General features: G+C 43.0%; 10 protein-coding genes. 2 read left to right on the top strand and 8 right to left on the bottom strand.

Translation table 11 applies throughout. From position 1 onward, the window contains the following. Positions 1 to 57: 57 nt before the first annotated feature. From OC193_RS18440 to OC193_RS18430, 3 genes are all read right to left on the bottom strand, one after another. Positions 58 to 246, bottom strand: a complete 189-nt coding sequence (locus OC193_RS18440) for a hypothetical protein (protein ID WP_048662003.1) — start codon at positions 244 to 246, stop codon at positions 58 to 60. A 312-nt stretch (positions 247 to 558) separates the two neighbouring features. Continuing rightward, the gene (locus OC193_RS18435; RefSeq protein ID WP_048662004.1) at positions 559 to 1,560 is read right to left on the bottom strand and encodes a TerC/Alx family metal homeostasis membrane protein; all 1,002 of its coding nucleotides are present in this window, start codon (positions 1,558 to 1,560) and stop codon (positions 559 to 561) included. 559 nt (positions 1,561 to 2,119) lie between these two features. Further along, the gene (locus tag OC193_RS18430; RefSeq protein WP_048660203.1) at positions 2,120 to 3,859 is read right to left on the bottom strand and encodes a bifunctional metallophosphatase/5'-nucleotidase; all 1,740 of its coding nucleotides are present in this window, start codon (positions 3,857 to 3,859) and stop codon (positions 2,120 to 2,122) included. Between the two features lie 238 nt (positions 3,860 to 4,097). Between OC193_RS18430 and OC193_RS18425 the strand changes: the two genes are divergently transcribed. Beyond that, positions 4,098 to 5,852 (top strand): ATP-dependent endonuclease, encoded by a 1,755-nt coding sequence (locus tag OC193_RS18425; protein ID WP_048660204.1) that lies wholly within the window; start codon positions 4,098 to 4,100, stop codon positions 5,850 to 5,852. 185 nt (positions 5,853 to 6,037) lie between these two features. On the opposite strand, the gene OC193_RS18420 is transcribed toward OC193_RS18425, so the two are convergent. Both OC193_RS18420 and OC193_RS18415 read right to left on the bottom strand, forming a co-directional pair. Further along, a complete protein-coding gene (locus tag OC193_RS18420) occupies positions 6,038 to 6,532 on the bottom strand; it encodes a DUF1097 domain-containing protein (RefSeq protein ID WP_048662005.1) in 495 nt (164 codons plus the stop codon). A 468-nt stretch (positions 6,533 to 7,000) separates the two neighbouring features. Next, positions 7,001 to 7,906, bottom strand: coding sequence for a LysR substrate-binding domain-containing protein (locus tag OC193_RS18415; protein WP_048660205.1), 906 nt, complete (start codon positions 7,904 to 7,906; stop codon positions 7,001 to 7,003). A 274-nt stretch (positions 7,907 to 8,180) separates the two neighbouring features. Between OC193_RS18415 and focA the strand changes: the two genes are divergently transcribed. Then, positions 8,181 to 9,632, top strand: coding sequence for a formate transporter FocA (focA, locus tag OC193_RS18410; RefSeq protein WP_048662006.1), 1,452 nt, complete (start codon positions 8,181 to 8,183; stop codon positions 9,630 to 9,632). A 306-nt stretch (positions 9,633 to 9,938) separates the two neighbouring features. Here focA and OC193_RS18405 read toward each other — a convergent pair whose 3' ends face one another. From OC193_RS18405 to OC193_RS18395, 3 genes are all read right to left on the bottom strand, one after another. Beyond that, entirely contained in the window at positions 9,939 to 10,508 is a 570-nt protein-coding gene (locus OC193_RS18405; RefSeq protein ID WP_029223680.1) for a YceI family protein, read from the bottom strand. Then, positions 10,505 to 11,044 carry a cytochrome b gene (locus OC193_RS18400; RefSeq protein WP_048660207.1) on the bottom strand — a complete coding sequence of 180 codons (540 nt, stop codon included), beginning with the start codon at positions 11,042 to 11,044 and terminating at the stop codon, positions 10,505 to 10,507. Before OC193_RS18400 ends, OC193_RS18405 begins: the two co-directional genes overlap by 4 nt. 153 nt (positions 11,045 to 11,197) lie before the next feature. Beyond that, positions 11,198 to 11,443, bottom strand: a complete 246-nt coding sequence (locus OC193_RS18395; RefSeq protein WP_048660209.1) for a DUF2164 domain-containing protein — start codon at positions 11,441 to 11,443, stop codon at positions 11,198 to 11,200. Positions 11,444 to 11,646 lie beyond the last annotated feature (203 nt).

The following is an 11,646-nucleotide window of genomic DNA, read 5'->3' as shown; positions in this document are numbered from 1 at the left end:
CAGCTTCAGAAGCTGGCGTTTTCTTAAAATTCTATATTTTACATGTTAACGCTTAGATTAACGGTTGATACCGATGTCGCGTTGCATGTGACCAGATAGGTCGCTTGTGTAGTAACTACGTGGAGAGTTGTCTACGAAAAGAATATCGAAAATGTGTGCAATCAATCCTTTGAAGTTAACCGAGTAGGTCTTCTTATCCATAGAGTTAGGAACAGCGATAGTATTCATTTGCATTGCTTGAGCCATGATTGCCTCTCTATAAATTTGTTTATGTGGTTCGTTCTGATGACAAGAATAATAGGTGATCTTTTGCAGGTTAAAAAATGACTAAAATTAGACATTCGAATTAGTTTTTCTAATAAAACAAACCATTAACAACCCTAAGAAATACATATGCACAATGAGTGAGTATAAATTCAACATGATGCAAAAATCATGCATTTAGTACAAATAACCCTCAAACAAAAGTGGCCAATGTCACAGAAGTTTTACATAAATAAATTTTCTACTTCATCGGCCACGTATTCCTTATCGAGTTTTCGATAAGTTATATTTGTTTTAATTTACTTGTTCAATGTCTGGCTTCTTTGCATAAATCGACGCTATAACCGCAATCGTCATCGTTGAAATCAGCACCGCTAAAGACCAGTAAGTTGGGATAGCCCATTCACTGTCAACCAATAGCATTTTCACACCGATGAAGACCATGATGAATGCCAGTGCCGGCTTCAAGTAGATGAACTTATCCATCATACCTTGTAGTACAAAGTACAACGAACGCAGGCCAAGTAACGCAAACACGTTAGCAGCAAGTACCAAGAACGGTTCTTGTGTTACCGCGAAGATTGCAGGGATAGAGTCCAGTGCAAACATCACGTCCATGACTGCGATGGCACCAATCACCAACATCATTGGTGTTAGTACCCATTTGGTACCCTGCTTAATCATTAATGCTGGGCCATGGAAGTCTTCTGTTACCGGCATGATTTTGCGAAGTAGCTTTTCAGGCAGTGTATTCACACTCTCTTCTTCGCCCTTGTCTAACGCCAGTTTAATACCAGTACCAATCAAGAACGCTGCAAACACATAAAGTACCCAGTGGTATTCAGCCAATAGCTGCGCACCTAGTGCGATCATAATTGCACGAAGCACCAATGCACCAATAACGCCCCAAAGAAGCGCACGAGGTCGTAGATGCTCAGGAACTTGGTATTGAGCAAAGATCATCGCAAAAACAAACAAGTTGTCTACGCTAAGGGATTTTTCTAACAAGTAACCCGTAATGAATGACACTGTTGCTTTTTGCGCTGTGTAGTCACTATTCGGCGCATAAATGTCCCAAAACAGATAAATAGAGCCAGCAAACAAAAACGCGAGTACAAACCAGAAAACACTCCAGATTGCCGCTTTCTTAATAGTAACGTTGCCGCCACGAGTCTGATAGATATCAATAGAGACGAGAATAACCGTCAGCAGGAAAAAGCCCGCATAAGTCGTCATGATTGGCGATGAAAAAAAGGATTCACTATTTGTAGATAATAGAGATTGAGTTGAGTTCATTATTCCTCCGGGCGGAAGAACTGTATAAGACCTTCCGCAAACAAAGCATATCAAGCTCCATTACGGATCTTGACTGTGATTGCGTTGGTCTCGTTGAAGTGAAATATGGGATTTCACCTTTACATACCGGATAGACTCTTGGCCTAACGAGATGACGATATGTAAACTTGCGCTAACTACTCCCCAAACGCGTGGATAATAATCCTCTGATTGTGTTTCGTCTATATAAATTTGCACGGAAAAAGCAAAAAAGGAGCAATCTGCTCCTTTTTTATTTCTTCCACTTTCGCTTGGTATAGCGTGTATTGATAATAGGAATACTGCGACTGTTCAAAAGCTAGTCTTATCCAGAATGCAACACCATTATAAACCTGTAGTCGGCACCAAATACACTAACGCTGACCAAACAGATACCCAACCTACAACAGCTACCGCATCTAACCAATCTTTCTTATCCATGCAAATCTCCACAAGAAGGAACCTGCAGAGATAAAGCATAAACGATGCCAATTTTATAAATAAGCCAAGGTAATAATGCTAAGTATCTGTATCACCGTGGTTATCTGAAACAATCCATGCAATTCAACGGTTCATTGTGTTGAAGCGACTCTGGGTGGTCTTGTAAAAACGCAATGAAGCAGTCTGCCATGGAGTCAGTAGTTACCGTGCCATCGCCTATCATATCCAACACCGCGTTATAGCCCTCTTTCCCTTTCATGGTGTAGGCTGATGATGCTCCGCGATAAACACGTTCACGCGAAACAGATTGCCAACCGGCGTCTTCAGAGTGGATTTCAAGATTGTGAATTCTGTGCCCTAGAGGTGCTTCTTTGTGGTAACAGAACCTTAGGTTATGTGTGTAAGGGAAGCTACCCGACCCCGTACCTACCACACCGTTATCCAATGCGTTATTGATTGCGCCTTCCAGCATGCCAGCGATCGTTTCACCTCTGACTTCATACACACCAATAGGTACGGCAAACGGTAGTAGTTTTCCGGCAATATCGGCAACCGAAACATCGCCGCTATTCAGTGAGTTTCTCACTCCACCAGAGTTGTGGATGGCAAATTCTACCGCGTGTCCTTTCTTGTTCATCAGATAATGGAACGACTGGGCAACCAACGGCGCAAGTTGGCTTGGCCCTTGTTCATCTGGGATACGAACATGGCGAAGTTTACTGTCAGCATGAGCAATCACTTGCTGCTGAAGCTTACGAACTCGCGGCTGGTATTTATCCGTCAGAATGCTATGCAATTCAGGATCTTTCTTACATACAGCGATATTCGGGTGGTTGTTCAAAAACTCACACGCCATATCATGTGCGTCGTCTTGCCCTACTTCACTCAGTTTCGCGTCTATAAAGAGTCGACGACCTAATAACAGTTCGTTCTTACCATTGAAGTGCGTCACTTTACCTTGAGAATCGAACTCAATTTCGCAGTGTCCTAGGCTCATGGCGTGGAAACCCGCTTGCACAACATAGGTATCGCCAATTTTCACACCGTATTCATCATCTTTAACTAAGCCGATATCAGAGAAATCACCTTGTAAGCGATGACTATGACCACCAACGATGACGCCAATACCTGTTACGTTAGCTGCTAACTCTAAATCAGCTTCGTAACCAAGATGGCTAAGTAACACAATCTTGTTGATGCCTGCTTGATGAATTTGCTCAATGGTCGCTTTTGCCGTTTCCAAAGCATTTTCAAACGGTGTATCGGTATCTGGGTTAGCGATGCCTGCCATCTTGTCGATGCTTAAGCCGAATATTGCGACCTTCTCGCCGTCAAATTCTTTCGTTATAAAAGAAGCACTTCGTGTTTCAGGCAGATAAGGCTTAACAATGTCGTTGTCCGCTAGCGTATGAGTTTTATTGATATCCTCATTCGATAGATTCCAGTTACCGGCCAACAGTGGGAATTTGATTCTTTTCGCGAAAATCGCAACGGGCTCATTACCCATGTCTAACTCGTGATTACCGAGCGTCATGGCATCTATATTGAGGGCATTCAACAAATCGGCGTTGGCTTTTCCTTTGAATAAAGAAAAGTACAAAGTGCCCTGGAAGCAGTCGCCAGCGTGTAGGAACAAAGTTCCAACCTTCTGGCGCTGGGCATCTTGTTCTATTTGTTTAAAGCGTGTTGAAATTCGAGCAAAGCCACCAGCACTGACATAAGGTTCAATGATGTGGTTGTTCATTTTAAGTGATAGCTGTAACGAGGTTGGTTCAAAGTATGAGTGGGTGTCGTTGATGTGTGCCAACACTATTTTTGTCGGCTTATTCTTTTTAGTCATATTTTCTTCTCTCTTAGTCCCTTCATACTAGGTCGAGAATCATGACAGAATCGTGAATTTTATGAAACTGCACTGCAAAAAAATACTCGAGATAGATCAAAAATCTCATTTTGCACCGTATTAATAAACAACGGGTTTTGTGACAGGTGAGCATACCGGATTTGGTTTTTTCGATTATGATTAAAGATATCTGTTAGCTTTCAAATAATTAGCAGAGCCTTTCGTTAGGAGTAAGCCTATGCAACTAGAAAGAATCGAGATTTCTGGCTTTCGAGGTATCAAGCGCATGTCACTCGCGTTTGACGAGCTAACCACGCTTATTGGTGAAAATACTTGGGGTAAGTCTTCATTATTGGATGCCCTTTCCGTCGTTCTGCCCTCAGACGGTGTGCCATATCACTTTGAAATGACCGATTTTCATGTCGATTACTCTGTTTCACATCCACAGTCTCAACATCTTCAAATTGTTCTCGCCTTAAAAGCCAACGATAAGAGCGAACTTAACGCAGGTCGTTATCGCAAACTCAAACCTATTTGGGTCCAGGATGAGTTTGGTGTATTTCGCATCTACTATCGAATCAGCGCGACGCTAGAACAGTATGAAACAACCACACACTATGCATTTCTTGGTTTGGATGGTAATCCGCTCAAGCTTCATCATTCAGAAAAGCTCGCTCAAGAATTAATGACCTTACATCCCGTCATCCGTTTGCGTGATGCAAGGCACTTTGATCGTCCCTTCAACGGCAAGTCTCTTAACCACAATGCTCACCTTCCTAGCAATGGTCACGCGAATAATGCCAATTCAAACGGGAACGGGAATCATCAAGCGAGCAATGGCAATAGCACAAATGGAAACGGCGCTAATAATGGCAATGGACGTCAGGCAAGAATAGAAAAGCGAATCGACAACACCTGCCGTCGTCTAATGGCGATACCCGGTCATGTTAATAAAGGTGAAATGCGCAGTAGCCTAGAGTCGATGCAAAGTTTGATTGAACACTATTTTTCTTTTAAAAGTACTTCTCGTCGTAACCCTAGAAAACAGCGAGACGGATTGCTTTATTCGGCGGGTGCCAATGATCAGAGTATTCATCAACTTGTTGAAGAAACCAAAAACAAACAGACTCGTTTATTATTCATGGGGTTACTCAACGCTTATCTACAAGCTAAAGGGCCAAACGACTTAAGACGATGTGCTCGCCCACTTTTGATCCTTGAAGATCCAGAAGGTCGATTGCACCCAACGCACTTGGCAAGGGCTTGGAGTTTAATGCAGAAGTTGCCCATGCAGAAAATACTCACTACCAACAGTGGCGATCTACTTGCTGCTGTCCCACTTCAATCAATTCGTCGCTTAGTTCGTCAGTCCGACAAAACCCTCGCCAACCAACTCAACATGAATCACTTCAGTAAGGATGAACTTCGTCGAATTGGTTTTCATATCCGTTTCCACCGCTCAGGGGCACTGTTTGCTCGCTGTTGGCTATTAGTAGAGGGTGAAACCGAGGTTTGGTTGTTCAATGAGCTGGCCAACCAATGTGGCTATAACCTAGCAGCGGAAGGTGTGCAGATAATTGAGTTCGCTCAATCGGGACTTAAGGCGCTGATTAAGGTTGCACAAGAGTTTGGCATTGATTGGCATGTGGTGACTGACGGCGATGCCGCTGGTAAAAAGTATGCCGCGACAGTACTATCGAAACTCGGTAATGATCAGGAAAGACATCGACTCACCGAACTGCCTGATAAGGATATCGAGCACTACTTATATATGAACGGGTTTGAGAGCTTTTTCCGTGACATGGTTAAGATTCCATACGATCACCCTATCCCTCCGAAGAAAGTGGTAGCCAAAGTATTGAAGAAACACGCAAAGCCTGACCTTGCACTCGCCATTGTTTCTCATTGCGAGAATCAAGGACAAGAATGCATTCCGCTTTTATTAAGGTGGACATTAAAACGCGTGATCACCATGGCGAACGGAAATACCTAAGCATAATTTTTTATAGATGCTATCAGTTGCTCTACTGATGAAATCTTTAGTTTATTATCTTAACCAAAACCAAAACCAAAAAAGGCACACCAGATGGTGTGCCTGTATAAATCGATATACAAATTAATTGGGGGTTATCTTGCAAGAGTTCACAGTAACTAGAGCATCATTGCTTAACGTATTCGTTACGCCTTTGCTTGCTTAGCGTGTTGTTCAACAACTTCCGAAGATTGAGTCGATTTCTCGTGAAGCCATAGCCCCGTTGCTTTCATCAAGTATCCAAATACACCACCAAGCAGTAAAGATGGTACTACAAGTTGCCAATCGCCACCTGCAGCAAACGTCGCACAGCAACCAATAAAGGTTCCCGGGATATAACCGAGCCACGCTTGTTTTGCTTGAATACACATAAAGAAAGCCACAATAGCAGTAATCATGTAGCCTAAAATCTCTAACCCTGCGAAGGTTGAGCTTTCGATAATCACTATTGCCCAGAATACGCCCGTCATGTTGGTCAGTAAGCTACCCGCTAGTCCTTTCACACCGCCGGTTGGCGAAGCAAAATAACTCGTGCAACCTAGGAAACCTGCCCATGACAGTAAGCCGAAAGAGATAGCTATCCATCCCCATAGACCTGACAAAATACCTGTTGTTAATGAAATCGCGACTAATGTACTCATACTATTTCTAAAGCCTAATTACGTAATACATCGCAACCGGATTTAGCCTCACTTAAAATCAAGTAAGCATATTATGGGAAGAACGTCTTCTTTTAGACGATCGCGATCACATTAATAATGTACGCGAATGTGCATTTATCACTAGATAGAGACCGGAATCGCTTATTCAACACATTTGGTTATAAGGGGCTGTTAACCTTTCGAGCTTTATTTTGCAGCTCTTGTGGGAAATTTATACAAGACAGAGGCTTTGATGTGTAGTTAGCCTACATGAAAAGACGATAACGCAGTAGAAATGAACCACAAGGGCTGCCCGAAGGGTTCGGTTAAAATCGCTTTATGCTTTGTTGAAGAATATTTGCTTAGAATGACTAGGCTACATACTCTTCGCCGCGCCTAAAACGATTTTACCTCGAACAAAACTTAACCACGAAAGGTCAACAGCCCCTAGCCTTTATCAAATCTACCTTACAGAACCGACCGTTTGCCTTTCATCATGCGCTTGCCTTCTCGCTTAATACACTCAGCAAGCGGGTTTTCTGCCATATCAGCACGCCAGATAAACGAAAGCGTACGTTCCATTTCAAGCTCAGGAACATTCAGGGTAACAAGTTGGCCTGATTCAATAAACTGCTCGACATCGAGATAAGGTAGACACGTTAAATATGGACCGTTTGCAACCAAACTTCTTAAAACAGGAACATGTTCATACTCTCGCCAAACATCAAGATCACCAATTAAATGATGAATAGAGCTATCAAAAACTTTGCGAGTACCCGAGCCATGTTCGCGCAATACCCACTTCGCTTGCTCTAACTGCGCCAAACTCACCCGTTCACGCTTCGCAAACGGGTGATGGGCTGATGCAACCACCGTTAAATGGTCTGTACACCACACTTCTTGGTGAACTCGACTGTCGTCACAACGACCTTCGATAACGCCTAGATCATATTTATAATCTAGTACGCCATCAATGACTGCATCGGTACTTTGCACGCCAAGCGAGATTCGCATCTCAGGAAAGTCGTTATCAATAATACTGATGAGGTCTGGAACCAGGTGTTCTGCTGGGGTTTGGCTAGCACCGAGTTTGAGCTCTCCACTCAGTAAATGCTGCTCGTAGAAACCCATCTCAATTTGCTGAGCATCTTGCAGTAAACGCTTTGCTTTTGGCCTTAGCCACATGCCCCAATGAGTGAGGGCCATTTGCTTGCCTTGCCTTTCAAACAAAGGCCTGCCGAGCATTTTTTCCAACTGTGCAAGAGACATACTTGTCGCTGACTGAGTCAACGCCAACTTGTCTGCTGCCTGACTAACACTCCCGGAATCTGCCACTGCATCAAATACCGCGAGTTGCTTTAATGAATAACGCAAAATTCATCCTTAATGCTTTTAATTATTTGTGTCCTGATGCTCATTTTTTATTAAGCCGATGAGCAATCAATTTCATTCTACGCGTAACCAAATCTATATCAATAATTTTGATGTGGTTTCTAAAAATTATCAATTTTACCTCTACCCCTCAACCCCCTAATCTGGAATGGCAGGACACAAACGAGCCCTGCAAAACATTACTGATTAACCATTACGGATTAACCAAGTCATTAACACTAGGAATTACACATGACGGATTGTTCAAGGGGGGGATATGGCAACCAGCACTTCTGAAAATCAGCAACTGTTCTCGCCAACAGAAATGATGGCGGAAGCCGAGAAGTTTGCATTAAGCAAAGCAAATAAAACCAGCAGCATGACATTGAGTTTGGCAATCATGGCTGGCGCATTCATCGGGCTTGCTTTTCTATTCTACATCACGGTAACCACAGGTAGCGCTGATGCTGGATGGGGATTGAGTCGCTTAGCCGGTGGCCTTGCATTCAGCATGGGGTTAATCCTGATTGTGATTTGCGGCGGCGAGCTGTTTACCAGTTCCGTGTTATCAAGCATCTCATGGGCTAACAAGCAGATAACCTTCACCAAGATGCTGTCTATCTGGGGCAAGGTTTACGTCGGTAACTTCATTGGTGCCATGTTCCTTTTGGCTTTGGTAAGCGCAGCAGGCTTATATCAATTAGATGGTGGCCAATGGGGCTTAAACGCTCTGAACATTGCACAGCACAAGCTGCACCACAGCCCCGTTCAAGCTTTTGCTTTGGGTGTGCTTTGTAACTTATTGGTGTGTTTAGCAATTTGGTTAACGTTCAGCTCTGCTAACGCCATGACTAAAGCAATGATGACCGTGTTACCCGTTGCAATGTTCGTTAGCTCAGGCTTTGAACACTGTGTGGCGAATATGTTCATGGTCCCATTAGGCATCACGATTCAGGCATTCGCACCAGAGAGTTTTTGGATGCAAATTGGCGCGACACCAGCCCAGTACGCAGACCTAAACATCATGAAATTTGTCACCGCAAACTTAATACCAGTGACAATCGGCAACATCGTAGGTGGTTCGGTATTGGTCGGCTTAGCCAATTGGAGCATCTACCGTCGCCCACAACTTAAAGCAGCAAAAATTACCGCTATTACACAAACAACAGAAATTACGTCAGTTAAGGAAATCACTATGAACACAGCAACTACTATCAAGCAAATCATGAACACTCAACCAATTACACTTAGCGTAGAAATGCCTACATCTGTTGCGATTGATTCACTTTTAGACGCTCAACTTGTTAGCGCTCCTGTTTGCGATGTTGAAGGCCGTTTAGTAGGTATCTTCTCTGTTCATGACGTAATGGTTGACCTTTGGTGCCAAGACTACATTCCGACTAAAGGCCAGAAAGTGGTAGACCTAATGAGCCGTGACGTAGTCGCTATCTCTGCTAGCGATAAGCTGGTTGATGTTGCTGAATTCCTATGTATCGACAAAGAGCAACTTTACCCTACTACAAGCATGGGCTACGCAACTCGCCTGACTTCTCTTTCTCTAGAAGAGCGTGCAAAAGCGATGAAAGTAAGCCAGCCACATATGCTTCCAGTACTAGAAAATGGCGTAATGGTCGGTGTGTTGACTCGTACAGAGGTGATGCAAGCGCTACGCCCTATCTACGGTGACCGCCTAAACGTGGTTCCACAAGCTGAACTAGAAACAGCTTAACTAAGAAGGATGAGCTAACGAATACTAATTTAACTAAAACAAGGCTGGATGATTAGGGATTAGTCGTTCACTTAAGAAAATCAGTCATGGCAACGTTGACTGGCTAGAAGTAAATGGTGGCTTAAAACGTAGTAAAAGGTTTGACACAAAACAAACCTAAACGCGTTGCCAGTTACTTCAATAAAAAAGGCGCAAAGTGAATACTTTGCGCCTTTCTCTATTTCTAACTGTTGCTTTCTAAGTATCTATTTAACTTCTGGTGTTACATAAAAGATTGATAGTAGTCAGCGATTATAAATAGCTAGATTACTTCTTTACACCTTCAACGTGTAGATCCATGTCTACGTAGCTTGAAGCGCCCATTACTGGAATGTTGAAGTCAGCAAGTTCTAGACGAGTTGTACCAACGAAACCAGCACGCTCACCGCCCCATGGATCTTGACCAGCACCGATGAATTCAGCTTCGATAACGATAGGCTTAGTGACACCGTGAAGTTTAAGGTCACCCATTACTTCAAGTTTGCCTTCGCCTTTATCAACAACTTTTGTGCTGTTGAATGTTGCGTCTGAGAATTTGCTTGTATCAATGAAGTCAGAGCTACGGATATGCTTATCACGTTCTGCGTGGTTTGAATCAAGGCTTGTTGTATCGATCGTTACGTTCACTTTTGAAGCTTCAACGTTGCTTTCATCAAACGAGAAATCACCTGAGAACGTGTTAAAACGACCTTGGATAAAGCTGTAACCTAGGTGGCTAACTTTAAAGTTAACTGAAGCATGCGCACCTTTTGTATCAATCACGTAATCAGCGGCGTTCGCAGCGAAAGGCATTGCCATTGCAAATGCTAATCCTGTAGCGATAATTGACTTTTTCATTTTGAAGCTCCTATCATTTTTCGTAGCGTATCGTCTTTGTCGATAACGTGGTGTTTTATCGCCGCTAATGCGTGCACTGATGCCATAATGATCAGTACCCATGCAGCATAGTAGTGAACCGTTCCTGCGAGATCAGATTGGTTTGCAAACAGTTCACCCATACTTGGTACAGTGAACCAATTGAATACCTCGATCCCACGGCCATCTGATGTCGAAATCAAATAACCTGAAATAAACAAAACCGCTAAGTTAATGTACATAAAGCCGTGAGCTATCTTCGCTGCTGCAACTTCATAGCTTTTACCTTCAACCTTTGGTGACGCGGTAACTAGTTTCCAAAGCAAGCGGATAACGGTAACTGCAGCCAAAAGAATGCCTACCGAACGGTGGTAGTCTGGCGCTGTTTTGTACCACTCGCTGTAGTAAGAAAGATCAACCATCCACAGGCCTACACCAAATAAGCCAAAAATAGCGAGTGCTGAAATCCAATGCATCGCTCTTGCTAAAGGGTTGTAATTTCTAACGTTGTTGTCCATGTATCTCTTCCGAATATTAACGAGTAGTGTAGTTTCGAAAAGCGTACCCTACACCAAGTTTGTGTAACATATTATTTACCAAGCTTTACATTGGTAACATCATTTCAAATTAAACGAGTTATTCAAATTTTTTGAACAAGTTTGGGCTAAACGTTAGATTTCAACAATTTGTTCGATCTCATAGAGCTCATCTGAGATGTCTAACATTTTACGTTCCATGACTTTTTGAGCGTCTTCTATCCCCTTGTTGTAGTAAACCGCACCAAACTTTTTACTGATGAAGTCGACCAAGAATTCCGTGTCGAACTGACCAAGCTCCACATCGAGTTCATCTTGCAGATACTTTTGAAGCGCATGGGTGAGCTCCGACTTTTGTTTCGAATCTAACTGAATGGTCATGACTATTTCCAAATAAAGTGTAAGTAGTTCGATCGTGATTAGCTGACTAAACTATAATCTAGCTAACTCATCGTAACTTTGTTCACTAGTTGTCGTTTTCCTAACTAGCTATAATTCCTCATAATTTAGAATACAGACCAGTGAAGTACCAGTGCTATCCATAAAATCGCTCGGCAATCGCTAATTTTGATAGAGGGATCAAG

It is taken from the genome of Vibrio crassostreae (genome assembly GCF_024347415.1).
In the GTDB taxonomy this organism is placed as follows: Bacteria; Pseudomonadota; Gammaproteobacteria; order Enterobacterales; family Vibrionaceae; genus Vibrio; species Vibrio crassostreae.
Note: the sequence above shows the minus strand (reverse complement) of the source record. Positions and strands in the feature narration are given on the sequence as shown.

Excerpts from the sequence above, each read along its gene's own strand:
- OC193_RS18440 (WP_048662003.1), bottom strand. The coding sequence starts at position 246 with ATGGCTCAAGCAATGCAAATGAATACTATCGCTGTTCCTAACTCTATG.
- OC193_RS18395 (WP_048660209.1), bottom strand. The coding sequence starts at position 11,443 with ATGACCATTCAGTTAGATTCGAAACAAAAGTCGGAGCTCACCCATGCG.
- OC193_RS18420 (WP_048662005.1), bottom strand. The coding sequence starts at position 6,532 with ATGAGTACATTAGTCGCGATTTCATTAACAACAGGTATTTTGTCAGGT.
- focA (WP_048662006.1), top strand. The coding sequence starts at position 8,181 with ATGGCAACCAGCACTTCTGAAAATCAGCAACTGTTCTCGCCAACAGAA.
- OC193_RS18405 (WP_029223680.1), bottom strand. The coding sequence starts at position 10,508 with ATGAAAAAGTCAATTATCGCTACAGGATTAGCATTTGCAATGGCAATG.
- OC193_RS18430 (WP_048660203.1), bottom strand. The coding sequence starts at position 3,859 with ATGACTAAAAAGAATAAGCCGACAAAAATAGTGTTGGCACACATCAAC.
- OC193_RS18435 (WP_048662004.1), bottom strand. The coding sequence starts at position 1,560 with ATGAACTCAACTCAATCTCTATTATCTACAAATAGTGAATCCTTTTTT.
- OC193_RS18400 (WP_048660207.1), bottom strand. The coding sequence starts at position 11,044 with ATGGACAACAACGTTAGAAATTACAACCCTTTAGCAAGAGCGATGCAT.
- OC193_RS18425 (WP_048660204.1), top strand. The coding sequence starts at position 4,098 with ATGCAACTAGAAAGAATCGAGATTTCTGGCTTTCGAGGTATCAAGCGC.